23 protein-coding genes, 1 tRNA gene and 2 rRNA genes (1 of these 26 cut by a window edge) are annotated in these 26136 nt (G+C 65.5%); 10 read left to right on the top strand and 16 right to left on the bottom strand.

The features are described 5' to 3' along the window. The 4 genes from PS060_RS02510 to PS060_RS02495 form a co-directional block, all read left to right on the top strand. Window positions 1–2596, top strand: a 23S ribosomal RNA gene (locus PS060_RS02510) (it extends 192 nt beyond the left edge of the window). Window positions 2597–2732: 136 nt separating this feature from the next. Then, window positions 2733–2847: ribosomal RNA gene (rrf, locus tag PS060_RS02505) — 5S ribosomal RNA — on the top strand. Between the two features lie 111 nt (window positions 2848–2958). Further along, window positions 2959–3035, top strand: a tRNA-Met gene (locus tag PS060_RS02500). Between the two features lie 92 nt (window positions 3036–3127). After that, complete coding sequence (locus PS060_RS02495) at window positions 3128–3712, top strand: HD domain-containing protein (protein WP_273985235.1); 585 nt, start codon at window positions 3128–3130, stop codon at window positions 3710–3712. A gap of 12 nt (window positions 3713–3724) precedes the next feature. On the opposite strand, the gene PS060_RS02490 is transcribed toward PS060_RS02495, so the two are convergent. From PS060_RS02490 to PS060_RS02445, 10 genes are all read right to left on the bottom strand, one after another. Next, window positions 3725–4189 (bottom strand): PCRF domain-containing protein, encoded by a 465-nt coding sequence (locus tag PS060_RS02490; protein WP_273985234.1) that lies wholly within the window; start codon window positions 4187–4189, stop codon window positions 3725–3727. A 175-nt stretch (window positions 4190–4364) separates the two neighbouring features. Further along, entirely contained in the window at window positions 4365–6224 is a 1860-nt protein-coding gene (locus PS060_RS02485; protein WP_273985232.1) for a methyl-accepting chemotaxis protein, read from the bottom strand. Window positions 6225–6308: 84 nt separating this feature from the next. Beyond that, complete coding sequence (locus tag PS060_RS02480) at window positions 6309–8126, bottom strand: methyl-accepting chemotaxis protein (protein ID WP_273985230.1); 1818 nt, start codon at window positions 8124–8126, stop codon at window positions 6309–6311. Continuing rightward, a complete protein-coding gene (locus tag PS060_RS02475; protein WP_273985228.1) occupies window positions 8123–9664 on the bottom strand; it encodes a putative bifunctional diguanylate cyclase/phosphodiesterase in 1542 nt (513 codons plus the stop codon). The genes PS060_RS02480 and PS060_RS02475 overlap by 4 nt, the downstream gene beginning before the upstream one ends. 115 nt (window positions 9665–9779) lie before the next feature. Next, complete coding sequence (locus tag PS060_RS02470; RefSeq protein ID WP_273985227.1) at window positions 9780–10643, bottom strand: CheR family methyltransferase; 864 nt, start codon at window positions 10641–10643, stop codon at window positions 9780–9782. A gap of 5 nt (window positions 10644–10648) precedes the next feature. Further along, window positions 10649–11710 carry a chemotaxis-specific protein-glutamate methyltransferase CheB gene (gene cheB / locus PS060_RS02465; RefSeq protein WP_273985226.1) on the bottom strand — a complete coding sequence of 354 codons (1062 nt, stop codon included), beginning with the start codon at window positions 11708–11710 and terminating at the stop codon, window positions 10649–10651. 101 nt (window positions 11711–11811) lie between these two features. Beyond that, window positions 11812–12177, bottom strand: a complete 366-nt coding sequence (locus tag PS060_RS02460) for a response regulator (protein WP_273985224.1) — start codon at window positions 12175–12177, stop codon at window positions 11812–11814. 54 nt (window positions 12178–12231) lie between these two features. Further along, window positions 12232–12687, bottom strand: a complete 456-nt coding sequence (locus tag PS060_RS02455; RefSeq protein WP_273985223.1) for a chemotaxis protein CheW — start codon at window positions 12685–12687, stop codon at window positions 12232–12234. Beyond that, the gene (locus PS060_RS02450; RefSeq protein WP_273985222.1) at window positions 12684–15140 is read right to left on the bottom strand and encodes a chemotaxis protein CheA; all 2457 of its coding nucleotides are present in this window, start codon (window positions 15138–15140) and stop codon (window positions 12684–12686) included. The genes PS060_RS02455 and PS060_RS02450 overlap by 4 nt, the downstream gene beginning before the upstream one ends. Window positions 15141–15202: 62 nt before the next feature. After that, window positions 15203–16570: an MATE family efflux transporter gene (locus tag PS060_RS02445; RefSeq protein ID WP_273985221.1), complete on the bottom strand. Its 1368-nt coding sequence runs from the start codon at window positions 16568–16570 to the stop codon at window positions 15203–15205. Between the two features lie 92 nt (window positions 16571–16662). On the opposite strand from PS060_RS02445, the gene PS060_RS02440 reads away from it, so the two are divergent. From PS060_RS02440 to PS060_RS02430, 3 genes are read left to right on the top strand one after another with little or no spacing between them, the layout of a single operon-like run. Further along, window positions 16663–17427: a class II aldolase/adducin family protein gene (locus tag PS060_RS02440; protein WP_273985219.1), complete on the top strand. Its 765-nt coding sequence runs from the start codon at window positions 16663–16665 to the stop codon at window positions 17425–17427. Window positions 17428–17446: 19 nt separating this feature from the next. Further along, complete coding sequence (locus PS060_RS02435; RefSeq protein WP_273985218.1) at window positions 17447–17998, top strand: (2Fe-2S)-binding protein; 552 nt, start codon at window positions 17447–17449, stop codon at window positions 17996–17998. A gap of 1 nt (window position 17999) precedes the next feature. Continuing rightward, a complete protein-coding gene (locus PS060_RS02430; RefSeq protein WP_273985217.1) occupies window positions 18000–18344 on the top strand; it encodes an arsenate reductase family protein in 345 nt (114 codons plus the stop codon). A gap of 159 nt (window positions 18345–18503) precedes the next feature. Here PS060_RS02430 and PS060_RS02425 read toward each other — a convergent pair whose 3' ends face one another. After that, window positions 18504–19847 carry an MFS transporter gene (locus PS060_RS02425; RefSeq protein ID WP_273985216.1) on the bottom strand — a complete coding sequence of 448 codons (1344 nt, stop codon included), beginning with the start codon at window positions 19845–19847 and terminating at the stop codon, window positions 18504–18506. 7 nt (window positions 19848–19854) lie between these two features. Next, a complete protein-coding gene (locus PS060_RS02420) occupies window positions 19855–20679 on the bottom strand; it encodes a hypothetical protein (protein ID WP_273985214.1) in 825 nt (274 codons plus the stop codon). Window positions 20680–20771: 92 nt separating this feature from the next. Between PS060_RS02420 and lipB the strand changes: the two genes are divergently transcribed. Beyond that, window positions 20772–21461, top strand: coding sequence for a lipoyl(octanoyl) transferase LipB (gene lipB, locus PS060_RS02415; RefSeq protein WP_273985213.1), 690 nt, complete (start codon window positions 20772–20774; stop codon window positions 21459–21461). Next, window positions 21458–21757, top strand: coding sequence for a hypothetical protein (locus tag PS060_RS02410; protein WP_273985211.1), 300 nt, complete (start codon window positions 21458–21460; stop codon window positions 21755–21757). Before lipB ends, PS060_RS02410 begins: the two co-directional genes overlap by 4 nt. On the opposite strand, the gene PS060_RS02405 is transcribed toward PS060_RS02410, so the two are convergent. Next, on the bottom strand, window positions 21758–22870 hold the full coding sequence (locus tag PS060_RS02405; RefSeq protein WP_273985208.1) for an alkene reductase: 1113 nt from the start codon (window positions 22868–22870) through the stop codon (window positions 21758–21760). 70 nt (window positions 22871–22940) lie between these two features. Between PS060_RS02405 and PS060_RS02400 the strand changes: the two genes are divergently transcribed. Further along, window positions 22941–23852, top strand: coding sequence for a DMT family transporter (locus tag PS060_RS02400; RefSeq protein ID WP_273985205.1), 912 nt, complete (start codon window positions 22941–22943; stop codon window positions 23850–23852). Here PS060_RS02400 and PS060_RS02395 read toward each other — a convergent pair. The 3 genes from PS060_RS02395 to PS060_RS02385 all read right to left on the bottom strand — a co-directional run bounded on the left by PS060_RS02395 (window position 23849) and on the right by PS060_RS02385 (window position 26046). After that, a complete protein-coding gene (locus PS060_RS02395; protein WP_273985202.1) occupies window positions 23849–24202 on the bottom strand; it encodes a hypothetical protein in 354 nt (117 codons plus the stop codon). The genes PS060_RS02400 and PS060_RS02395 overlap by 4 nt on opposite strands. 4 nt (window positions 24203–24206) lie before the next feature. Beyond that, a complete protein-coding gene (nadA, locus tag PS060_RS02390) occupies window positions 24207–25208 on the bottom strand; it encodes a quinolinate synthase NadA (RefSeq protein ID WP_273985200.1) in 1002 nt (333 codons plus the stop codon). Between the two features lie 67 nt (window positions 25209–25275). Beyond that, a complete protein-coding gene (locus PS060_RS02385; RefSeq protein WP_273985199.1) occupies window positions 25276–26046 on the bottom strand; it encodes a hypothetical protein in 771 nt (256 codons plus the stop codon). Between the last annotated feature and the right edge of the window lie 90 nt (window positions 26047–26136).

Below are 26136 nucleotides of genomic sequence, written 5' to 3'. Positions count from 1 at the left end.
AGCTGAATATATAGGCTTGGTGAAGCGAACCCGGGGAACTGAAACATCTCAGTACCCGGAGGAAAAGACATCAACAGAGATTCCCGTAGTAGTGGCGAGCGAACCGGGACCAGGCCAGTGCCTTCTTTTCAACTAGCAGAACACTCTGGAAAGTGTGACCATAGCGGGTGACAGTCCCGTATGCGAAAGTGATGAAGAAGGACTTGAGTAGGGCGGGACACGTGAAATCCTGTCTGAACATAGGGGGACCACCCTCTAAGCCTAAATACTCGTACATGACCGATAGCGAACACAGTACCGTGAGGGAAAGGTGAAAAGCACCCCGATTAGGGGAGTGAAACAGTACCTGAAACCGGATGCTTACAAGCAGTTGGAGCTCCATAGGGAGTGACAGCGTACCTCTTGCATAATGGGTCAGTGACTTAATCTAGCATGCGAGCTTAAGCCGTTAGGTGTAGGCGAAGCGAAAGCGAGTCTGAATAGGGCGACTGAGTATGTTGGATTAGACCCGAAACCCGGCGATCTAGGCATGAGCAGATTGAAGGTGCGGTAACACGCACTGGAGGATCGAACCGTTGCATGTTGAAAAATGCTCGGATGACTTGTGTTTAGGGGTGAAAGGCCAATCAAGCCGGGAAATAGCTGGTTCTCCGCGAAATCTATTGAGGTAGAGCGTCAGATGTATGCCGATGGGGGTAGAGCACTGGATGGGCTAGGGCTGCGCGAGCGGTACCAAACCTAACCAAACTCCGAATACCATCGAGTCTTGTCTGGCAGACAGACGGCGGGTGCTAAGGTCCGTCGTCAAAAGGGAAACAGCCCTAACCTACAGCTAAGGTCCCCAAGTCATATCTAAGTGGGAAAGCATGTGGGAATCCCAAAACAACCAGGAGGTTGGCTTAGAAGCAGCCATCCTTTAAAGAAAGCGTAACAGCTCACTGGTCTAAATAAGGGTTCCTGCGGCGAAGATGTAACGGGGCTAAAGATATGCACCGAAGCTTAGGGTTGCAGTTTACTGCAGCGGTAGCGGAGCGTTCCGTAGGCGAGTGAAGGAGAAGGGTAACCGACTCTGGACGTATCGGAAGTGCGAATGCTGACATGAGTAGCGACAAACAGGGTGAGATACCCTGTCGCCGAAAGACCAAGGGTTCCTACGCAATGCTAATCAGCGTAGGGTGAGCCGGCCCCTAAGACGAGCCCGAAGGGGGTAGTCGATGGGAACCACGTTAATATTCGTGGGCCTGGTGGTGTGTGACGGATCTCGTAAATTGTTCGACCTTATTGGATTGGTCGGGCAGTGAAGAGGTTCCAGGAAATAGCCCCACCGTATAGACCGTACCCGAAACCGACACAGGTGGTCAGGTAGAGTATACCAAGGCGCTTGAGAGAAGTATCCTGAAGGAACTCGGCAAATTGCCTCCGTACCTTCGGAAGAAGGAGGCCCCATCTTAAGGCAACTTTTGGTGGGGGGCACAGGCCAGGGGGTAGCGACTGTTTATCAAAAACACAGGACTCTGCTAAGTCGGCTTCAAGACGACGTATAGGGTCTGACGCCTGCCCGGTGCTCGAAGGTTAAGAGGAGGAGTGCAAGCTCCGAATTGAAGCCCGAGTAAACGGCGGCCGTAACTATAACGGTCCTAAGGTAGCGAAATTCCTTGTCGGGTAAGTTCCGACCTGCACGAATGGCGTAACGACTTCCCCACTGTCTCCAGGATATGCTCAGCGAAATTGAATTCTCCGTGAAGATGCGGAGTACCCGCGGTTAGACGGAAAGACCCCGTGCACCTTTACTGCAGCTTCAGAGTGGCATTAGGAAAGAGTTGTGTAGCATAGGTGGGAGGCTTTGAAGCGACGGCGCCAGCTGTCGTGGAGCCATAGGTGAAATACCACCCTGCTGTTTTCTGATGTCTAACCACGCACCGTTATCCGGTGTTGGGACCCTCTGTGGCGGGTAGTTTGACTGGGGCGGTCGCCTCCTAAAGAGTAACGGAGGCGCGCGATGGTAGGCTCAGGACGGTTGGAAACCGTCTGTTAGAGTGCAATGGCATAAGCCTGCCTGACTGCGAGACTGACGAGTCGAGCAGAGACGAAAGTCGGTCATAGTGATCCGGTGGTCCCTCGTGGAAGGGCCATCGCTCAACGGATAAAAGGTACGCCGGGGATAACAGGCTGATGATTCCCAAGAGCTCATATCGACGGAATCGTTTGGCACCTCGATGTCGGCTCATCACATCCTGGGGCTGGAGCAGGTCCCAAGGGTTTGGCTGTTCGCCAATTAAAGTGGTACGTGAGCTGGGTTCAGAACGTCGCGAGACAGTTTGGTCCCTATCTGCCGTGGGCGTCGATACTTGAAAGGAGTTGCCCCTAGTACGAGAGGACCGGGGTGAACGTACCTCTGGTGTACCTGTCATTCTGCCAAGAGTGCCGCAGGGTAGCTATGTACGGACGGGATAACCGCTGAAAGCATCTAAGCGGGAAGCCTCCCTTGAGATTAGGTATCTTTGAACCGTGATAGACCATCACGTTGATAGGCCGGGTGTGGAAGTGCAGTAATGTATGGAGCTAACCGGTCCTAATAGTTCATATCGCGCTTGAGAGTTCGCACTGTCAACGTCAGCCCTGCCTCGTGCAGAGCGCGTTGGTGGAGAATGTCTCCAGCCAGATACGCCTTAAAACCACTCAAACTCTTGAGTGTGCATCGATTTGAAAACCCGCATCCACTGGTCCCATTGCTTGGTGGCCATAGCGTCTGTGACCCACCCGATCCCATCTCGAACTCGGCCGTGAAACCAGACAGCGCCGATGGTACTAACGCTCAAGCGTTGGAAGAGTAGGTCGTCGCCAGGCATTGCGACCAGTGGGAGCGGGTATGACCCATTCACAAGTCAACAGGGCTGACCCGCAAGGGCGGCCCTTTTGGCGTCTTTGAGGCCTTTGGCGCTCAGGACGTATCGGTATCGCGGGATGGAGCAGCCCGGTAGCTCGTCAGGCTCATAACCTGAAGGTCGTTGGTTCAAATCCAACTCCCGCAACCACCGTCAAAACCCATCACAATTCAACGCAAACCACGCCCGCAGCCTCGCTGTCGGGCGCGATTGGCGTTTGGGTTGCCAGCAGGAGGATCACGATGACCGATGCCCCCTTCCTTACCGAGCGTTTCGACGACGCGCTCGCCTATGCCAGCCGCCTCCACCGCGCGCAGACGCGCAAGGGATCAGGCATCCCTTATGTCTCGCACCTCCTTGCCGTCGCCGCGATCGCGCTCGAGAACGGGGCGGACGAGGATCAGGCGATCGCGGCGCTGCTGCATGATGCCGTCGAGGATCAGGGCGGCCTCGCGCAGCTCAAAGCGATCCGCGAACGGTACGGAGAGGGAGTCGCGCAGATCGTCGCCGACTGCACCGACAGCCACCAGGAGCCCAAACCCGCCTGGCATCCGCGCAAGGAGGCCTATATCGCCAGCCTCGCGCACAAGCCGCCGCGCAGCCTCGCGGTGAGCCTTGCCGACAAAACCCACAATGCCGCTGCGATCAACGCCGATCTGCGCGGCGCAGGCGAGGCGGTGTGGAGCCGCTTCACCGGCGGGAAGGGCGGCACCCTGTGGTACTACCGCGCCCTGGCCAATGCCTTCCGCGCTCACGCAGCCGGCCTCGCTGCCGAACGCTTTGCGCGCGAAGTCGACGAGATGGAGGAACTGGCGGTGCGCGATTGACCGGTTGTCCGGTCAGGTTCCGCCAAGGCATGAGAAGTCGCCCGCCAGCACCGTGGCAGGATCAATGTCCAGTCGCCCAAGGGCAGCGTCTGTCACGCTGCGATAGGGATCGAAGACGTAGCGCCGACGTTCGTCGCCCCATCCGGCCATGCCGTCGGGCCAAGGCTCATCCCCCCTGTCTGATATCCGCACGCCGGCGCAACTCATCTGGCGGCGATCGAGGCCGGGAGGAATGCGGATCAGCGTGTGGGAGCCTTGATGCAGCGCCGCAAGCGCGTGATGGTCAGCGCCGTGAATGCACAGCTGCGCAGCCTTCAGACCGCCGCCCGGCGCGGGTGCCTGCTTTATCACTTCATGGTCGAGGCCCAGCCGGCCGGCCCAGCCGGTGAACATCCCAAGCAGGATTTCGACCAGCACATGACCTTCATCGCCGCCGATGATGTAGCCGATCTCGATAAAGGCAGTCTCGTCGCTCATAGGCGGGACGGTTCGCTTGTCTTCGCTGTCAGCAGCACTGCAGCACCCCCGTCTGGACCTTGCCGATCACAGGATGCCGGCTCGCCACGAGGTTCGCCCATCCCCGCATCTGCGGGGATGGCTCGCAAGACGCGGATGATGTGGATGCGCTTGCCGCCTGCGAGGCGCGCCGGGACTACCCCGCCCGCACCGTCCGCAGGAAGCCGCGCACTTGGTCACCGAGGTGTGCTGCCTGCGCCTCCAGCTCGTTGGCGCTCAGCAGCACTTGGCTGGCGGCCGCGCCGGTGGAGAGCGACAGCTGGCGCACATCCTCGATATGTGCGCTTACCTTCTCGGTGCCGCGCGCAGCAAGGTCGATGCTTTGCGCCAGATCGCGGCCCGCGACCGATTGTTGGTCAACCGCCGTGGCGATCGAGACAGCGGTGCTCTCCAGATCGCGCACCTGCCCGGCAATCGCCCGCAGCGCCTTGACGCTCGCGCCGGTGGTGGACTGCATCGCGCGGATCTGTTCGGCAACCTTCTCGGTGGCGCGGCTGGTCTGCATCGCGAGTTCCTTGACCTCGCTGGCGACGACCGCAAAGCCGCGCCCCGCTTCGCCGCCGCGCGCGGCCTCGATGCTCGCGTTCAATGCCAAGAGGTTGGTGCGCTGGGCGATGGTCTGGATCAGTTCAACGATCTGCCCCACCTCGTCCGCCGAGGCTGCCAGCGCCGAGATCGTCTCGTCCGCCTCGCCCGTGGCGACGGTCGCCAGACGAGCAAGTTCGCTCGACGAGGCGGCCTGACGGCTGATCTCGCTGATCGAGAGCGCAAATTCGTCGCTCGCAGCAGCAGCGGCCGTTGCGCCGGCGTTGGCCTCTTCCATCGAGACGGCAACTTCGCCGGTGCGGCGGCTGGCTTCTTCCGCGCTCTGGGCCATGCGGCTGGCGGTGGTGTGGAGCTGGCTCGAAGCGGCCGCGACACCATTCACCACATCGCCCACGGTGCGTTCGAACTGGCGCGCGACATCATCAAGCAGCGCGGCGCGCTTGGCGGCGGCTTCCATCCGCTCGCGCTCGCGTTCCTGCTGCAACTGCAATTCCTGTTCGGCCTTTTCGGAGCGTTCGCGCGCCCAGGTTTCGAGGCGGCGGCTCGCGCGCTTGAACAGGTCGAGCGCCCGCACCATCGCACCGATTTCGTCCTGCCGATCAGCCCCGGCAATCGCGAAGTTGCGGTCGCCGTTGGCGAGCCGGGTCATGGCGTCGGTGATCTCGATGATCTTGCGAGAGAAATCGCGCGAGAGATAGGCCAACCCCAGCATCAGCGCGGTGCCGCCGAGCACCGCCAGCGCGGCGATGATCAGGATCATGTTGAAGAAATAGGAAATCCCGCTGGCTTCCTGGGTTTCTCCGCGCGCGGCAAGATTGGCGGCGAGGCGGTTGCTGGCGGCCATCAATGCGCTACCCTGGGCGGATACCTGTTCGGCGGCAGCATTGGCGTTGCCACCACCGCGCACGGCCTCGCTGGCGCGGTCCAGTGTCGCTTCGAAGCGGGTCAGCTCCTGCCGAACCGCTGCAACATCGGGACTAAGTTCGCTTGCGCCTGCGGAAACCGCGGTTTCGATTGCCGTGATCTGGCGTTGCACCTCGGTTTCGCCCGTGCGCTGCTGCTCGCGCAGGGCCGGGCTGCGATCATAGAGGGTGCGCACCGCATGATAGCGCAGTTCCGCAGCGCTCGATTGCAGATGACCGGCAGCGACCAGTGTCTCCTGCAAACGCGCCGAGCTGTTGTAGCGGTTCCACAATTCGCCAAGGCCTGCGCCCAGCACCAGCACCATCAGCAGGCCGACGCCAAGGAAGGTGCCGAAGATCGTGTTGAGCTTGCGCGCCAGCGGCAGATCGCGAAACCACGCAAAACGTTCGAGCCAACTGGCAGCCGCCGACGGCGCAACCACCGCCTCGTCGCGATCCGCCGCTGTATCGAAATCCGCCCTGAGGTCTCTTACGAAGTCAGGAACGGCCTGTTCCTCGCGCCGCTCCTGCAAGCTCATCATGTTCATGCCGCGATCCCCCGGAGTATTGTTGCAAGCATTTATGAAGGAAAATCCTTTCCAAATGCTTGACTTACCCCGCGAAACGCAGCGTCAGCCGGCCCGCACCCGAGCGAGAAAGCCCTGCACCTGCGCGCGCAATGTGGCGGCCTGGGTTTCGAGACTGGTCGCGCTGGAGAGCACCTGGCTCGCCGCCGCGCCGGTCGAAAGCGACAGGGCGCGCACGTCTTCGACATGAGCGGCAACCTTTTCGGTGCCGCGCGCGGCAAGGTCGATGCTGCGGGCGAGATCGTGCCCCGCGACCGACTGCTGATCGACCGCCGAGGCAATCGAGACCGCGGTGGTTTCCAGCTGCTCGATCTGGGCCGCGATCGTGCGCAAGGCGCTGACGCTGGCCCCGGTGGAGGATTGCATCGCGCGGATCTGATCGCCGATCATCTCGGTTGCACGGCTGGTCTGGTTGGCGAGCTCCTTGACCTCGCTGGCGACCACCGCAAAGCCGCGCCCGGCCTCGCCGCCGCGCGCGGCTTCGATGCTGGCGTTCAGGGCGAGCAGGTTGGTGCGCCGCGCGATCGACTGGATCAGCTCGACAATCTGGCCGACTTCTTCAGCCGACGCGGACAAGGCGCCGATCGTGCTGTCGGCCTGACGCGCGGACAGGCTGGCTTCGCGCGCGAGTTCGGCCGAGGACGCGGCCTGCCGGCTGATCTCGCCGATCGACATGGCGAATTCGTCGCTCGCGGCAGCGGCAGAGGTCGCGCCGAGATTGGCTTCCTGCATCGCGGCAGCGGCCTCGCCCGTGCGCTGTGATGCGTCGGAAGCGGTGGTCGCCATCAGGCTGGCGGTCGATTGCAGCTGGCTGGAGGCGGCGACGACCCCGGTGACGACATCACCGACGGTGCGTTCGAACTGGTCGGCAATCGCGTGGATCGCGCGTTCGCGTTCGAGCCGGGCTTCTTCGGCGATCACCTGCTGACGGGCCTGCTCGTCGAGCTCGGCGCGGGCGCGTTCGGCGCGTTCGCGGCTGAGCTTTTCGAGCCGCACCCCGGCGCGGTGGAAGACTTCGGTGGCGCGCGCCATTTCGCCGATTTCGTCGGAGCGCTCCTTGCCGCTGATCGCGACATCGGGCTCACCTGCGGCAATGCGGGTCATCTGACGCGCCATCGCGGAGAGGGTCGCACCGACATGGCGATGGAAATAGCGCTGGGCATACAAGGTGATCAGCGTGAGGATGGTGGCCAGCACGATCCACATCACCAGCAGCCGCGAAATCAGCGCCGCGCCATCATCGGCCATGCTTTCGGCCTGTTCGCCGAGGCCGACGGTGAGGCTGCGGGCGGCTTCGAGTGTCGCGTTGCTGGTTGCGGCGATCTCTTGCCCCTGACGCTTGCGGCTCGCGGCGTCGGCGGTTTCCGGATCGAAGGCTGCGACCGCGCGGTTGAGGCCATCGATCCCGGAGACGATGAGCGCGATCTGGTCGGCCGAGCCGGTGTCGCTGGCTGCGGCGCGATCAGACAGGGCGGCGGCGCTGACAGCGGCGCGGTCGAGCGCCTCGCGGGCCGCACGGGCGCGGGCGACCTCTCCTTCGGCAACCAGCATTTCGGCGTGGCGCTGGCCTTCGCTCAAGTGAGCGAGCAGCCGTTCTGCGCCGAGGGCCGCGGCGTGGGTGGAGCGGATGCGTTCGGCACGCTGGCCGAGCTCGACATAGCCGCCCACCACGAACAGCCCGGCAAGCAAGGCAAAGCCGAGATTGACGCTGAAGAACAGCGTGATCTTGCCGCCGATGGTCAACCGGTCGAACCAGGCCCGCAGCCGTCCGACCCGTGCCGGAGCAGCGACCGGTGCAGGGACGTGCTCCTGCACGGCAGCTTCGGCTTCGAGGTTGAGGGCAATGTCGGAAAGCGCGCTCATGCCGCCTGTTCGTCCCCGTGGGCTGGCCCTGCGACCTGGGCGGATGAAAGAGATTGTTCGGCGATCAGCCGGTCGATTTCTGCTGCGGGCAGGGCTTTGTAGTAAAGCCAGCCCTGAATCTGGTCGCACCCGGCAAGGCGCACCAGTTCGGCCTGTTCCTCGGTCTCCACCCCTTCGGCAGTGACCCCCATGTTGAGCGCGCGGGCGAGTGCGATCGAGGACAGCATCATCGCCCGGCTGCCGTCATCCACGCCCGCCAGTTCGACGAGCGAGCGGTCGAGCTTCAGCTTTTCGAAGCGGAAGCGCCGCAGGAAGCCGATCGAGGCATAGCCGGTGCCGAAATCGTCGAGCGCAATGCGCACGCCGAAGCTGCGGATCACATCCAGCGTGCGTTCGGCAACGACCGGATCGAGCACGAGGCAGGTCTCGGTCACTTCGAGTTCGAGCCGGTGCGGGGGGAAGCCGGTTTCTTCCAGCACCTCGCCCAGCTTGATCGGGAATTCGGCGTTGCGCAGCTGGGCTGCCGAGATGTTGACCGAGAGGGTGATGTCACCCCAGCGGCGCGCGTCGCACACCGCCTGACGCAGCACCCACAGGCCGAGCGGGTTGATCAGGCCCGATTCCTCGGCGACAGGGATGAAGATATTGGGGCCGAGCGGATCGCGCGTGCCCCGGTCCCAGCGCAGCAGCGCCTCGACCGCGACAATGCGCTTGTCCTCGGCGCTGACGAGCGGCTGGTAGGCGACGTTGAATTCCCCGCCGGCGATCGCGGTGCGGATTTCGTCCTCGATTTCGCGCACCCGTTCGCGGCGGCGGTCGAAGCTTTCGTTGAACCAGGTGCAGCGCATCTTCCCGCCGCGCTTGGACATATCCATCGCGACATCGGCCCGGCGCAGCATTTCGGAGGAGGGCACGCGCAGATCGGCGGTCGAACGGGTCAGACCGATACTCGCGCCGACCGCAATCTGGCGGTGGCCGAGCGCAATCGGGGTGCCGAGCTTCTCGATCAGCGTGCGGCAGATGCCCTCAAGGATGGTGCCTGCAACCTTGCCCGACATGACCATGGCGAACTCATCGCCGCCAAGGCGGTAGCATTGTGCTTCCTTGCCGCAGACGGCGCGGATCAGCTTGGCACATTCCTCGATCAGCTGGTCGCCGACCGCATGGCCATAATGGTCATTGACCTGCTTGAAGCTGTCGAGATCGATCATCGCCAGCGCCACTTCTTCCTCGCCTCGTGCAGCGAAGAGAATGTCCTCGTGGAGCGCGTGACGGTTGGAAAGGCCGGTGAGCGGATCGGTGATCGCACGCGCTTCGAGCCCGCGGATGCTGGCAATTCCGCTGCGGCCGAGGAAGAACAGCACGGCGGCATAGACCAGGATGGCCGAGATCAGCAGCGCACCGGGCGATGCGATCGCCAGGTCGTCGCTGAAGCTGACAACCATCACCAGCGCGGCGGACATCACGCTCGCCACCGCGATCGGGATGAGCACGAGCCCGGTGGAGGTCAGTCGCAAAGGTTGCTTGGCCGTTGACACGATCCTGTATCCCGCTGGGGCGCGCCGAAGGGGCGGCCTTGCAGGATTGTCCTAAAGAGAAGCGGCTAAGGAAGGGTAAAGCTGCGCGCCTGCGATGCGCGGAAGCGCGCGCAAATCAGGCGATTTTCTGCAGGCTGGCAGCTGCGGCGGGGCTGGCCAGTTCGAAGAAACTGGCGCGCCGCGAGGTCGGCACGAAGCGGTCGGTCTGGCCCACCACGGTCTCGCCCGCGCCGAGCATGAGGAAACCGTCGGGCATGACCGCGCTCGACAGGCGGTTGAAGGCCGCGCTGCGGGTCGGGCGATCGAAATAGAGCAGCACATTGCGGCACAGCACCAGATCGAACGGCATCCGCCCCGGTGAGGGGCCGAGCAGGTTTGCCTGCGAAAAGCGCACCATGCGGCGCACCTCGTCACGCACCTGCCAGCCGCGCGCTGTCTCGTCGAAATGGCGCAGCATCTGGGTGACACCCAGCCCGCGCTGCACTTCGAACTGGCTGTAGAGCCCGCTGCGTGCCGCTGCGACCGCGCGCTGCGAGACGTCGGTGCCGAGGATGTCGATGTGCCAGCCCTGCCACTGTTCGGCCTGTTCGATGAACAGCATCGCGAGCGAGTAGGCCTCTTGCCCGGTCGAACAGCCCGCCGACCAGATCGACAGCCGCCGACTGTCGCGCCGCCGCCGTGCCAGTTCGGGCAGGATCTCGCCCGGCAGCTGATCGAAGGTCGGCTTGTCGCGGAAGAAATAGGTCTCGTTGTTGAGCAGCGCCTCGACGACTTCCTGTGCCAGATCGGCGCCTCCGGCCGTGGTCGGCGGGGCGGCGAGCAGGCAGACGAGCTGGTCGACATTGGTGATGCCATAGGTGCGGAAAATCCCCGCCAGCGCCGAATTGACGCGCCAGCGGCGGCTTTCGGTCAGGTGCTGACCGGTGCGCGCTTCGAGCAGATCGGCGATGATCTGGAAGGAGGCTTCGCTGACATCCATCAGGTTCAGGCCTGCCGCGTCGCCGCGGCGCAGCCTTGCGCCATCACCGCCTCGCCCAGCCGTTCGGGCGGGGCGACGAGGCTGGTGAGTCCCGCCCGCGCGACCGCACCGGGCATTCCCCAGACCGCGCTGGTATCGGCATCCTGCGCATAGATCGTGCCCCCGGCGTCGACCAGCATCTGCGCGCCAGCGGCCCCGTCGCGGCCCATGCCCGACAGCAGCACGCCCAGCGCGCGGCCTTCGCAGGCTTCAGCGAGGCTCGCGAACATCGGGTCGACCGAGGGCACGCAGCCACTTGGCACAGGTTCGGTGCTGATCCGCGTGACCAGCCGCGCGCCCTTGCGTTCGACCACGATGTGGCCGTGGCCGGGGGCGATGATGATGCGACCGGGGGAGAGTGCCAGGCCGTCAGCGGCGATATCGGCGGGACGGCCGCAGGCGGTTTCGACCTGACGCGCGAAGACCGGGATGAAGGAGGCGGGCAGGTGTTGGGTAATCAGCAGCGGCAGATCGAACTCCGGACCGATCCGGCGCAGCATCAGGCCCAGCGCGTGAATCCCGCCCGTCGAGGCACCGATCGCGACCACCTCGGGCCGCACTCGGCGACGGCCAAGCGGCGGGCGCACGAAAGAGGCAGGCGGCTCGCTGCGCTGAGGCACGAGCGCCGAATCGCCGGAACGGTCGGCACTGCGGGTGCCGAGCGCGCGGATCTTGCCGAGCAGCTGGGCACGGTAATCCTCGGTGAACCCGCCCGGGCGCGGCTTCAGGAGGGTATCGGCAGCGCCCATCTGCAGCGCGGACAGCGTGTGTTCGGCCCCGTCCATCGTCAGCGAGGAGACGACCAGCACCTGCGGGCCGCCGGGCGTGGCAAGGATCGCCGGCAGCGCGTCCAGTCCGCCAATGCCGGGCATTTCGAGATCGAGCAGCACCACATCGGCCGGGGTTTCCCCCAATTGCACGATCGCCCGTTCCGCGCTGCTGGCAGTGCCGACGATGACCAGTGCAGGATCGCTTTCGACCATCCGCTTGAAGATGGTGCGCACGGTCAGCGAATCGTCCACGATCATGACCCGGATCGCAGCGGCCGCGCCGGGGCGCGCAAAGGGGCGCCGCGCGCCTTCGTCAGCAGCGGCGGATGGGGGCACGCGGGGAATGGAGGAGGGACGGTTCACGCAAACCCGACAAGCTGCAGCTTGATCTGCAGAGTCTCGTGATCGAAGGGCTTCATCACATATTCGTCCGCCCCGGCGCTGATCGCCTCGCGGATGTGGGCGACGTCGTTTTCGGTGGTGCAGAACACCACCTTCGGCCGGTCGCCGCCAGGGCGCTGGCGCAGGTGGACGAGGAATTCGATCCCCGTCATCACCGGCATATTCCAGTCGAGCAGCACCACATCGGGCATCGCCGCATCGCACGCATCCAGCGCCAGCTTGCCGTTCTCGGCCTCTTCCACGGCAAAGCCGAGCGTTTCGAGAATGTGTCTCGAAACCTTGCGGATGACCCGGGAATCATCGACGATGAGGCAAGTTTTCATGGGCGTTCCTGCGATTGATGCCATGAAAATAGGGGCGATTTGGTAAGGATTGGATTAAGCTACCGGCTCGATTTCGCTGGTAAGGGCTTCAGGCCCGGCAAGCAGCGCCGGCAAATCAATCAGCAACGCGGGGCCGGCGAGGGTCTCGATCATGCCGGTGGCGATGCGCGACCATTCGGGGCCGAATCCGCCCGGCACCTGCCCGGCAGAGCCCGCTGCGGTGGTGATGTCCTCGATCGAATCGACCAGCAGCGCATAGGAATGGCCACCCTCGGTAACCACCACGGCGCGATGATCGGTCGGCCCGTCGGTTTCGGTGAGGCCAATCGCGCGGCGGCAGTCGATGACGGTCAGCGCCTGGCTGCGCAGCGCGGTGATGCCGGTGATCCAGGACGGCGCGCGCGGGATCGGGGTGATCGCCGAAATCTCGATAACCGACCGCACATCGAGCGCCGAGAGCGCGCAGCGACGTCCGGCAATCTGGGCGATGACGAGCAGGTCTCCGGTCATGCGGCTACTCCGGTGCGCAGGCGCGCCAAGTCGGCCAGAGCGGCGAGCAGGGCTTCGCGGTCGTAGCGGTAGATCGTCGGGCAATCGGCAGGAGCGTCGGGTTGATCGCGCAGGCGGATGACCCGGGCGGGCAGATCATGACCCAGCGCGGCGGCGACTTCGTAGATATCGTCAAACACGATGCCGATGGCCTCCGGATCGCTCGCACCCTCTGGCAGAACGTCGTAGCCTGCGGCGGTGACCAGCGGGGCAAGAATGGTGCGCGCCCATTCCCCTTCGGGCAGCAGGCAGCGCGGGCGATTGGCAGCGCGCGGCACCTCGCCATGGCGCGCGAACAGCGCGTGGGCGTCGATCAGGGTCACAGGCGTGCCGCCGATCAGGGTGATCGCTTCGATCAGCGGGTCTTCGGGCACGGCCCGCAGCGGTTCTGTCAGTTCGACGGCGTCCTCGACCTCGCGCACCGCATAGAGCAGTTCGCACGACCCGTCCGACAGGCGCAGCAGGCGCACGCGCGGGGTGGTGAGCGGGCCATCGGGCAGGCCGATCAGCGGAAGGATTGCCCCGTCGATCACGACCCGCGCGCGCGCGGCGGAGCGATCAATCGCGCTGGCAGGCGCGGTTTCGATGCGCTGCACCAGTTCGAGCCGTACCGCGGCGCGGCGGCCCGTGAAGTCGGTGAACAGCATTGCCCTTTCGGCCACAGCGGCAGCGGCGTGCTCGTCGGCGAGCGGGGTCAGCACCCGTGCGCGGGTATCGGACACCAGCGCGTGCTGCGCGGCGATGTTGGCGATGTCGAGCAGCAGCACCGGGGTTCCGTCATCCAGCAGGGTCGATCCGGCGTAGAGCCCCGACTTCATCACCGCGGGCGCCAGCGGCTTGACCACCAGATCGCCGTGATTGTGGATGCCCTCGACCGCCAGCGCGAACAGATCGCCGCTGGCAAGGCGCAGCATCACCAGCGTCGGCTCGCGCGCGGCGGCTTCGGCGGAGGTGATGCCGAGCACGTCGCCCAGCATCAGGCAGGGCACGCGGTTGCCGCGGAAGGTGATCAGCGCGGTCTCGCCCAGCCAGGTGAGGTCGAGCGCGGTGCGGCTGGCCTGCACGATTTCCTCGACATAGCTTTGCGGGATCGCGAAGCGGTGCCCGCCGACCTCGACCGTCAGCCCGGCAATGATGCTGAGCGTCAGCGGGATCTGCAGGCTGAAGGTGGTGCCTTCGCCGGGCGCGCTCGCCACCTTGATGCTGCCGCCGACCTTTTCGAGGTTCTGGCGCACGACATCGAGGCCAACGCCCCGGCCCGAGACATTGCTGACCGTCTCGGCGGTCGAGAAGCCGGGTTCGAAGATCAGGTTCAGGATCTTGTCGCGCGAGGCGGCGGCGCGTTCGGCGGGGGTGATGAGGCCGGTGGCGATGGCCTTGGCGGCGATCCGGTCTTCATCCAGCCCGCGCCCGTCGTCGGAAATGACGATGCTGATGGTATTGCCCGATTGCCGCGCGGCGATGGCGATGAGGCCGATCTCGCGCTTGCCGTTGGCAAGGCGGGCCGAGGGCGATTCGATCCCGTGGTCGATGGCGTTGCGGATGAGGTGGGTGAGCGGATCGCGGATCGTCTCGATCATCTCGCGATCGAGTTCCACGTCCCCGCCGTCGCAATCGACCATCACCTGCTTGCCGAGCTCTGCCGCAAGATCGCGCACCAGCCGGGGCAGGACGGTCAGCAGCGTTTCGATCCGCTGCATCCGCATCCGGGTGATCGCATCGCGGACATCGGTGAGGATGGTGGTGAGCCGTTCGAACGGGCCGTCGATGGTCGGCTGGGTGCCGGCCTGCCGCAGCCGGTGGGCCAGATCATTGCGGGCGAGCACCATGTCGGACACGCCGCTCATCACCCGGTCGAGCAATTCGACCGGCAGGCGGATGGTGCGCTGGGCGGCTGCATCGGTGCGACGGGTGAGGGCAGCAGGTTCCTCGCCGTTGCCCAGCAAGGCCTTGGCCGGAGCGTGCAGCGGCAGCGCGAGCGATGCCGCATCGCTTTCCGGTTGCCCTTCCGTTTCGGCGCCGTTCGACGATTCCTGTGATGCGTCGAGCTGGGCGATCAGTGCCGCATCGGCCTCAGCCGGGCCAAAGGTCTCAAGATCCTCGCCCGCCTCGATCACGTCGATCATCTGGCCGATACGGTCGATGATCGCGAGCACGGCCGTGACCAGCGCGGCATCGGGTTCACGCCGTCCGGCGCGGCAATCGGCCAGCGCGTCCTCTGCCGCGTGGGACAGGGCGGCAAGGCGCGGGAAATCGAAAAAGCCGCAATTGCCTTTCACCGTGTGAACAAAGCGGAAGATCGCATCCAGCCGCGCACGGTCGGTCGGGTCGGCCTCCCACGCGACGAGTTCGCCGCTTGAGGCTTCCAGCATTTCGCGGGTCTCGGCGATGAAATCCGCCAGCAGATCGTCCATGCGTTGCGCGCCCTCTTGCCTTTCGCGGGCATGGCTATGGCGCAGGGTTGGTTAACAAGCGCCTAGCGTGGGCTCCAGGCCGGCGCGGGCCTGGCAAAGATATGGCGCACCAGCACCAGCGCGGTCGCCGCACCGAAAAGGTTGGCGGCAAGTTCCGCGGTAAAGATCGCCGCGCTCCCCATCGTGCCTTGCAGCAGCAGCGCTGTCGGCAGCATCACCAGAAACACCCGCGCGACCGATTGGGCGAGGGCAAACCCGGCCTTGTCGACCGCGTTCATGATCCCGTTGCCGACGATCAGCAGCCCGAACCCGGCATAGCCCCACGCCGCGATCTTGAGGTAGAGGTCAAACTCGGCGACCACCGCCGGGTCGTCAGTGAACACCCGTGCGAAGGTTGCGCCCGCAGCCATCATCGCGATGGCAACCAGCAGCCCCCACGCGATACAGAAGCCGAAGGCATAGAGCACCGCCTCGCGCGCACGGTCGAACCGGCCTGCGCCCCAGTTCTGCCCGACAATCGCCCCGATCGCGCCCGACAGGCCGAGCAAGGGCACGATCACGAAGCTCTGGAGCCGCCCCGCCGCGCCAAAGCCTGCCACGGCCGCTTCGCCTTCCAGCGCCACCAGCGCAGTCAGGATCGAGAGGCCCAGCGGGTTGATCGCGTTGGAGAAGGCAGCGGGCAGACCGACCTTGATGATCGCCTTGGCCGGATCGATCAGGCTGCAATCCCGCAGCAAGGCGAGGTTCAGCGGCAGCGATGTGCCGCGCAGCAGCCACAAGGCCGTCAGCACGCCGATCCCCCAGCCGATCACCGTGGCATAGGCCGATCCGGCAATGCCGAAGCCCTCGACGCCAAATGCGCCAGTGATCAGCACCGGATTGAGCACCCAGTTGGCCGCGGCATAGGCGATGCTGACCGTGCTGGTGCGCTTGGCCTCGCCCTGTCCGCGCAGCACCCCGTTGAAGCCCATGATCGCAAGGCTCAGCGGGAAGCCCATCGCGTAAGGGGTCATATAGGCGCGGATCAGCGGCATCAGGTGCGCGGGCGCGTTCATCGCGGTGAAGATCAGGTCGATCGCCAGCCACAGCGCAAGGCCCATCACCACGCCGCACAAGGCCGCGAATACTATCCCGAAATTGGCGCGGCGCGCGGCGCGTTCGTGGTCACCTTCGCCCAGCGCGCGGGCGACCACCGAATTGATCCCGACCATCACCCCGACACCGAGCGAGGTGCTGGCGACGGCGACCGGGAAGATGAAACTGATCGCCGCCAGCGGTTCGCTGCCGAGCTGGCCGATGAAGTAGGCATCGACAATCCCGATCGACATGATCGCGGCCACGCCGATCACGGCGGGCAGTGTCTGGCTGACGAGATGTCCGGGGATGCTGCCGGTGACCAAGCGGGCAGTGGACGGAGATGAGGCTGTCATGCTGCAACCGGCGTAGCGGGGCGGCTCGCAGCTTGCAAAGCATTCCCTGTGCGTGCGATAGCGGAGGAAAGACTGACGGAGAGGATTTCCCCATGGCAACCCAGCTCAAACCCAGCATCGAGTGCAGCCCGGAAGAGTGGCAGGCGCGGCTTGATCTTGCGGCGTGCTACCGCATCTTCGATCACCTCGGTTGGTCGGAATCGATCTACAACCACATCTCGGTGAAGGTGCCCGGCGAGAAGGACACCTTCCTGATCAACCCCTTCGGGCTGCTCTATTCGGAAGTGACGGCGAGCAACCTCGTCAAGATCGATGTCGAGGGCAATAATGTCGGCGGCTCGCCCTATATGGTGAACAAGGCGGGCTTCACCCAGCACGCCTATTTCCACAAGCACCTGGGCGGCCGCGCCGATGCGATCTGCCATGTCCACACCACAGCGACCATGGCCGTGGCGAGCCACAAGGACGGCTTGCTGCCGACCAATTTCTACGCCTGCAATTTCCAGGGCCAGATCGGCTACCACGATTTCGAGGGCGTCACCGTCCGCGCGGAAGAGGGTGAGCGGCTGGTCAAGAACCTCGGCAACCACACCATCCTGATGCTGCGCAACCACGGCCCTGTCGTGATGGACCGCACGATCCAGGGGATGTTCGTCAAGATGTGGGCCTTGCAGCGCGCCTGCGAGATTCAGGTGGCGACGCTCGGCATGGGTGATCCGATCTTCATTTCGCAGGACGTGATCGACGTCCACCAGCGCGACCTTGCCGTGATGAGCGGACAGGGCGGCGCAGGGCTGTTCGATTTCGAAGCATGGAAGCGCAAGATCGACCGAATCGACGACAGCTGGCGCCAGTAAGCCACCAAGGGGCCACATCATGTCGCGCATGACCGTCAACGAACGGCCGGTGCAGTTCGACCTCGATCCGCGTATGCCGCTGCTCTATGCGCTGCGCGAGGCGATGAACCTCACCGGCACCAAGGCCTGCGGCGGCGGGCCGGATTGTTCGGGCGCGTGCATGGTGCTGGTCGATGGCGTGGCCTTGCGGTCATGCGCGATCACGCTGGCCGAGGCAGAAGGGCGGTTGATCACCACCATCGAAGGGCTGTCGCGCGATCGTTCGCATCCCGTGCAGCAGGCCTTGGTGGCGCAAGGGGCGATCCAGTGCGGCTATTGCACGCCCGGGATCGTCATGTCTGCCGCCGCGCTGCTGATGCGCAACCCCGCGCCCAGCCGCGAGGATATTGACGCGGGCATCCCCAATATCTGCCGCTGCGGGGTCTATCCGCGGCTCGTGAAGGCGGTGGAGCAGGCAGGCCGCGTAGCGCAGCGGCAGGAACAGGTCAGCGCCGCGCCCGCGCCGGGGATCAGCCCCGAGGATGCGGCCAAGGCCGTGCCCGCCTTGCGCATAGTGCCCGAGGGGGAATGAGATGAAGGCGACAATCTGGCACAACCCCGGCTGCGGCACCTCGCGCAAGACGCTGGCGATCCTCGACAATCTGAGCGGGGTCGAGCTGACGGTGGTGGAGTATCTCAAGACCCCGCCGAGCGCGGAGAAGCTCGCGCAGCTTTACCGCGATGCCGGGATCACGCCGCAAGCAGGCCTGCGGCTGCGCGGCACCGATGCGGCAGAACGGGGGCTGCCCGAAGCGGACGATGCGACCGTGCTCGCCGCGATGGTGGCCGATCCCAAACTGATCGAGCGCCCCTTGGTGGAGACCGAGAAGGGAGTCAGGCTCTGCCGCCCACAGGACAGGGTCTTGGAGATATTGTAGCGAATGCCACTGACCGGCTGCGCAGCAGCCGCGAGCGCACGCGCGCGAGCCGCAGGTGCTCAAGCCCGCAGGGCTTGAAACAGCACCGAGGACGCACCCGCGGAGGCGGGTGCGCCAGCCAAGACTTCCCGCGCAGGCGGGTGCGCCAGCAAGGACTCTCTAGCTCCGATCTTTCGTAAGCTCGGTATCAGCCTGCAGCTTGAACCACCCGTGCACCAGCACGATCAGGCACAGCGCCACGATCAGCCCGAAACCCAGCCAGTCCGAATGGGCGTAGAGCCACACGCCCAGCGCCGGCGCATAGATGTAGCTGGCCCCGGCAAGGCTGGCGACGATGCCGCTCGCCTGCCCCTGTTCGGCGCGGGTGACGGCGAGCGATGTGCCTGCCGTGGTGCCAGGGCGGAACAGGCCAAAGCCCAGCGAGGCAATGGCATAGCCCAAGGCGATCAGGTGCAGATCACCCGCGACGGCGAGGATCATCGTCCCGATGGCGGCAGCGGTAATGCCCCACAGGGTCGCCGCACGCGGGCCAAGGTCGAAACGCGGGATCAGCCCCCACTGCGCCAGCAGCGTGGCAATCGCGCCGCTCATCAGCACCAGCCCCACCGGCCCCGCGCCCTCGGCAGGCGTGTCGCGCAGGCCGAGCCGGTCGAGCACCAGAAAGCCCGCAATTCCCAGCACCATCGCCTGTGCATGGCCGCCGATCAGCCCGGCAAACACCCACGGCCTGAGCCGCGGATCGCGCCAGCTGAGGCGGGGCGGCTCGCCGGCCAATTCTTCGCTCTCGGCGTTCTCCTGCGGATCGACCGGCGCGCCCGAACCGCTTGAGGAATAGGCCACCGCCTGCCCGCGCGCGGCATATTGCGGCTCGTCATCGGGCAGGCGCAGGCGCAGCAGCACCAGCGCCACCACGCCGATCGCGGCAAAGCACAGGAACGGCCCTGTCAGGCCCAGCCCGAGGAACGGCACCACCATCAGCGGCGCCAGCGCCGGGCCGATCACGGTGCCGAGGCCGAAGCTCGACGCGATCAGCGAGAGCGCCTGCGTGCGTTCGGCGCGCGGGGTGCGCGATGCGACATAGGCCTGCACCGCCGGGGGCGCGGCGCTGCCGAACCCGCCATAGAGGCTGCGCGCCGCAGCAAAGGCGACCAGCGTCCAGAGTGCCGACATCCAGCCTGCCAGCCCCGCCCACAAGGCCGCTCCGCACAGCACGAAAGACACGATGAAACCGGTCAACCCCAGCGCCATCATCGCCTTGCGCCCGCGCTTGTCGGAGCGCCGCGCCCAGAACGGCGCGCACACCACCCACAAGAGCGCCGACCAGCTATAGGCCAGGCTGATCCATACATCCTCGACCTGCAGCGCCGTGCCGATCGAGGGCATCACCGATTGCATCGCGGTGTTGCCTGCCGCTGTCACCAGCATGACCATGAACAGCAACGCCATCCGGGCCGGCGGGATCGCGCCGGTGGCAGACTTGGCGGCAGGAGTGGGGTCGGACATGGCGTGCCTAATCGAACAGGGAGGCTTCGACCTCCGGCCCAGCCGGCTGCGAGAGCTGGCGGTGGATCGCGGCGGAAAGCGCGTGGCTTACCGCGTAATAGGTCGCCAGCATGACCCCCAGCATCGCCGCATTGCCGAACAGCGCCGCACGCTCGCCGAAAGCGGCGAAGATCAGCCCGGTGCTCACGATCACCAGCAGCGCGATCACCACCGCGAGACTGAGGAGAGCGGCGAAGAACACCATCAGCACGCCGCTATTGCCCGCTGTCAGCCGCCAGGACCGGAGCATGGCGGCCAGCGGATTGAGGCGCTTGTCGATCACGATCACCGCGCTTGTCAGCGTCAGCCGGACGCTGAGGAAAAATCCGATGCCAATCAGCAGCACCAGACCGCCGAAGGGCAGCATCGCCACCAGCGGCGCGCCAAGGAACAGCGGCGCCTGCTTGACCATTCCGACCAGAAACTGCGCGGCAAACATCGATGCGAACAGGCGCGGGATCTGTGCGAGCACTTCGCCCACCGTCGGCCGGGTGCGATCACCCAGCAGCGCAAGGATTGCGATCTCGCCGCAGATCGGCCCGATGATGCCGATCACAAATGCCCACCAGTTGCTCGCCAGCACCGCCTGCACCTGCGCCATCACCTTCTCGGGATCGGGCTGCGTGCCGGGCGGGCCCATGTCGAGGTCGCTCGCCAGCACGGTCGAGCTCAGCACGAACATCGGCAGGAACAGGAACAGCCCCGCCAGCACCCCCACCAGTTCGCGGTTCGCGCGCAACCGGGCCATCGCGTCGGTCCAGGCCTTCCCCATGTCGAGCTTGTGCTGTGTCATCCGTGCTGATCCGCCGTACCATGGGGGTGATGAGACGCGCGCTCTCGCAATCGCCTCTTGATCTCGCCGCTCAATGCCCCCACCGGTGCGGCATGGCAAGCATTGCTCCCGCCGCTGGCGGCGCATTTCCGATCGAATGGCGGCGCGAGACGGCGCAGGTGCCCTATGCTGCGGCTCTGGCGGAAATGGAGGCGCGCAACGCGGCCGTTTACGCGGGCGAGGCGGCAGAGCTGGTGTGGCTGCTCGAACACCCGCCGGTCTATACCGCCGGCACCAGCGCTGACCCGGCCGAACTGGTCGACCCGCGCTTCGAGGTGGTCGAGGCGGGGCGCGGTGGGCGCTACACCTATCACGGGCCGGGTCAGCGGGTGGGCTATCTGGTGCTGAACCTTGCGACACGGGGGAAGGACGTGCGCTGCTTCGTCCACGCGATCGAGGGCTGGGTGATCGCCACGCTCAAGACATTCGGCGTCGAAAGCTGGCGCGCCGAGGGCCGGGTGGGCATCTGGACACGCGACATCGACGGCGCCGAGGCCAAGATCGGCGCGATCGGCGTGCGGGTGCGGCGCTGGGTGACGATGCACGGCTTCTCGGTCAACCTCGACCCTGATCTCAGCCACTTTGGCGGGATCGTGCCTTGCGGGATTGCCGAATATGGCGTCACCAGCCTTGCGCGTTTGGGATTGCAGGTTTCGCCCGAACAATGGGACGCAGCGCTGATCGCCGCGAGCGACGATTTCCTTGACGCATTGGATGCCGCCGCCAAAAGAGCGTGCCAATGAAACGCGCTCTTCTCCTCGTCCTGCCTTTGGCGCTCGCCGCGTGCGAGCAGCAGGCCGCTGCCCCTGCCAAGCAGGGCGGCGCGGCCTCGGGCGAGGTGCTGGCCGGATCGGTTTCGGATGCGATGATCCCGCTCGACCAACTGTCCTCGCAGGCTCCGCTCGCCCCGCGTCAGGCGCCGCCGGTGGGGGATGTCGACGCGGAACAGCCCGATGTCGAGCCGATGCCGGGGATCAATGATGCACCGGCAAGCGTGGGGGGCGAAGCAGCGCCTGCCGCTCCGGCCCCCAGCGAGTAATCACTCAGCCGCCTGACCCTGTTCCTCTTCGAGGGTCGGGTAGTCGGTGTAACCCTGCGGGATCGGGAAGTACCAGCTCTTGGGCACGTCCTTGTTGGGGTTCCAGTGCGCGCCCGCCGCGATCCGCTTGTCGAGATCGGGGTTGGAAATGTACGGACGGCCAAAGCTCACCGCATCGCACTTGCCGCTGGTCACATCGGCTTCCGCTTCCTCGGCGGTGTAGTCGCTGTTGAGGATCAGCTTGCCGGTGTAGATCTGGCGGATCAGCGGGCTCTGCTTGGGCACGTCGGTCTGGCCGAAGGTGCCGTTCGGGCCGGGCTCGCGCAGTTCGACGAAGGCAAGGCCCAGTTCTTCGCACACCTTGGCGGCAGCGCCGAAGGTTGCGGGCGGGTTGCTGTCATCGGTCCCTTGCGAATCGCCGTTGGGCGAGAGGCGGATACCGACGCGGTCCGCGCCCCACACGTCGATCAGGGCTTCCAGAACCTCGCGCATGAAGCGGGTGCGGTTTTCCGGCGAGCCGCCGTATTCGTCGGTGCGCAGGTTGGTCTTGTCGCGCAGGAACTGGTCGATGAGGTAGCCGTTCGCGCCGTGGAGCTGGACGCCATCAAAACCCGCCTTCTTGGCGTTCTCGGCCGCGCGGCGGTAATCGCCGATGGTGCGCTTGATGTCCTCGTGGGTCATTTCGCGGGCCTGGGCATAGGGCGACTTGCCGGTCGGCGTGTGGGCTTCGCCCGGTGCGGTGGTGGCGCTGGCGGAGAAGGGCGGCTCGCCGCCGAGGAAATAGGGGTGGACGATCCGCCCCATGTGCCACAGCTGCATGACGATGAGGCCGCCCTCTTCGTGCACCGCCTTGGTGGTGGCCTTCCATGCTTCGGTCTGCTCGTCGCTCCAGATGCCCGGCGCGCTCGGCCAGCCGAGACCTTCGGTGCTGATGCCGGTCGCTTCGGTGAGGATCATCCCTGCGCCTGCACGCTGGCGGTAATAGGTCGCCATCAGTTCGTTCGGCACGAACATCGGTTCGGCGGCGCGGCCACGGGTGAGCGGGGCCATGTGGATGCGGTTCTTGGCATGGAGCGCGCCCATCTGGAGCGGCTGGAACAGAGCGTCGTGCATATGTGGGTAATCCTCGTGGGCCAGTTGCGATTGGCTATCCAATTGGGGGGCGCGAGGCTAGGGCGCAAGCATGGAAAATGAGGGTGCGCCCCAAGAAGAAGTTGTCGTGCCCGGTGCGCCTGAAGCGCCGCGCCCGGCGGCATGGCTGCTGTTCCTCGCGCTGTTCGGGGGGAACGTGGCGCTGGCGATCGGCCCGTGGTTCGTCCGGCTCGCCGATACCGGCCCGGTCGCGGCGGGGTTCTGGCGGCTGTTCCTCGCGCTGCCCTTCATGGTGCTGCTGGCGCGGGCGAACCGCCAACCGCTGACGGGAATGCCGGCGACGACGCTGGCACTGGTGGCGCTGGGGGCGGTGACTTTCGCGCTCGATCTGGCAAGCTGGCACATCGGCATCGGCATGACCCGGCTGGGCAATGCGACGCTGTTCGGCAATGCCGGGTCGATCGTGCTGCTGTTCTGGGGCTTTATCGTCCACCGGACGCTGCCGGGGCGGCTGGAGTGGCTGGCGATTATCTTCGCGCTGGCGGGCGCGGCGATCCTGATGGGGCGCTCGCTGGAGATTTCCGACGCAACGCTGATCGGCGACCTGTTCTCGGTCGCGGCGGGGCTGCTCTATGCGGTCTATCTGCTGACCCTGCAGGGCGCGCGGGGGAGCTTCGGATCGTGGAGCCTGCTGGTCTGGGTCAGCATCTTCGGCGCACCGGTGCTGCTGGTGATTGCCCTCGCGCTGGGCGAGCCAGTGTGGCCGCAGGCGTGGGGGCCGATTGTCGGGCTGTTCGTGCTCAGCCAGCTGGTGGGGCAGGGGCTGATGGTGTTCGCGCTGCGATACTTCCCGCCGCTGGTGGTGGGTCTCGCGCTGCTGACGCAGCCAGCCGTGGCCTCGATCTATGGCTGGGCCGCGTTTGGCGAGGTGCTGTCGGGGATGGATATTGCCGGAATGGTGCTGGTGGGCGCGGCGCTGGCGGTGGCGCGGGCTAGGGCTTAGCGCACACAGGGCGGCAGGCTTGCGACCTTTGGTCGCATCGCTGTCATGCGCTCCGCTTCGGAGAAGCTGACCCGCGCGCCGATCGTGGCGACAAGGCCGTGCCAATGCCAGAAGCGGACATTGTCGGGGTAGCCCGCGATATGGGCCTGAACCGCGCGGATGAAGGCACGGTCCGCGACACGATCCAGCCGCTTTGCATCGGGGCCGGACAGGCACGACCAGACCGGCCGCGCCAGAGCGCCCTCGTCGACCGCCTCACGCACCCGCAGGCTCGCCCACAGTGCGAAGAAGAAGGCGGCAAGCGCGAGGCAGCCAGCGACCGATCCGGTCAGCCGCAGGACGCGCGCCATGCGCTCAATCCCCGCTGAACCGCACCTTCCCCAAGTCCCCCATGCCCACGGTCCCGCTCGCCATCTCCAGCATCCGGTCGAGGCTGCGCTTCGCCTTCAGGCGGATGCCTTCCTCGATCTCCACCTGCGGCGTCAGGTCGCGCAGCGCCACGTAGAGCTTCTCCATCGTGTTGAGCGCCATGTAGGGGCAGATGTTGCACGAGCAGTTCCCGTCCGCACCCGGCGCGCCGATGAAGGCTTTCTCCGGCAGCGCCTTCTGCATCTGGTGGATGATGTGCGGCTCGGTCGCCACGATCAGCGTGTCGCCGGGGAAGGTCTTGGCGAAGCTCAGGATGCCGCTGGTCGAACCGACGTAATCGGCGTGGTCGATGATCGTCGGCGGGCATTCCGGGTGCGCGGCGATGGGCGCGCCGGGGTATTGCTCTTTCAGCTTGAGCAGCTCGGTTTCCGAGAACGCCTCGTGGACGATGCACACGCCGGGCCACAGCAGCATCTCGCGGTTGAACTTGCGCGCGAGATAGCCGCCGAGGTGCCGGTCGGGGCCAAAGATGATCTTCTGCTCGGGCGGGATCTGGGCGAGGATCGTCTCGGCGCTGGAGCTGGTGACAATCACGTCCGAGAGCGCTTTCACCTCGGTCGAACAGTTAATGTAGGTCAGCGCGATGTGATCGGGATGGGCTTCGCGGAAGGCGCGGAATTTCTCGGGCGGGCAGGAGTCCTCAAGGCTGCATCCGGCGTCCATGTCGGGCAGGATCACGGTCTTCTGGGGCGACAGGATCTTCGCCGTGTCGGCCATGAACTTGACCCCGCAGAAGGCGATCACGTCCGCGTCCGTCGCTGCCGCCTTGCGCGAGAGCTCCAGCGAATCCCCCACGAAGTCGGCAATGTCCTGGATGTCCGGCGTCTGGTAGTAATGCGCGAGGATCACCGCGTTGCGTTCCTTCCGCAGGCGGTCGATCTCGGCGAGCAGGTCGGCGCCGGTGGGGCTCTGGGTCAGCAGGCTCATGGTCGGGTTCCCCGTAAACTCAAGAGCCGCTGATATAGGCGCTGGCCTGCGATTATCGAGCGAAATCCTACATCACGAAGCCCGGCGGCAGGAAGGCCTGCATCGGGCGAGCGGCACCCGGCGTGCCCGCGATCACCGCCTCGGTGATGCTGTAGCCCAGCGGCGAATAGGCCAGCGCCATCGACGCAAGGAACGCGCCGACATTGATCCCCATGCCCCACCAATAGGCCGGGTGCACCTGACCATGCTTGCGCCAATCGACCAGCATCGCGATGGCGCCGAAGGTAAAGCTTGCGCCGACCGCGATCGGCCAGGCGTAGGGGATCAGCAGCGGCATCGGCAGCAGGCGGCCGAGGCCCGGGCCCGTCAGCGCGCTCATGGCCACCAGCATCAGCCGCCGGTGCCAGCCGGTGTAGCGCCGCACTCTCAGAGCCCACAGCGCCAGCCCGCCGAACACCAGCAGCCCGGCGAGATTGCTGATCAGGAACTCGTTTTGCGCAAAGAAGAACGGCCCGCCGGTGCCGCGCACCGAGACGAGAATGATCATAACCCCGGCCGCGACCATCGCCGGGATCCAGACATAGGCGATCCGGCCCAGCTGGCGGTGGAGCGCCTTCTGCCCGGCGGCGATGGTCACCACCTGCGCCAGATACAGCGCCAGCCAGCCCATGAAGATCAGCCCGTGGACATGGAACGCCAGCGGCAGGGCAAAGCTCGACCGGCCCATCGCCAGATTGAGGCTGAACCCGGCGATGATAACGCCGGCCATCACGAAGGCCATGATGGTGAAGAAGCGCGTCCCTTGCGAGCCTGCGCCGCGATTTGCCAATGTGGCCATTACCCCGATCCCCCGATGCGCGCCCCGGTGCAGGGTTCAACACGATCCTGCCTCAAGTGCAAGAATGATCCGGCCTGCCTTAAGCCGCGC

Origin of the sequence: Erythrobacter sp. BLCC-B19 (assembly GCF_028621955.1) — a bacterium.
GTDB lineage: Bacteria > Pseudomonadota > Alphaproteobacteria > Sphingomonadales > Sphingomonadaceae > Erythrobacter.
The sequence above is the reverse complement of the archived record's forward strand: the minus strand, read 5'-3'. Positions and strand labels throughout refer to the sequence as shown.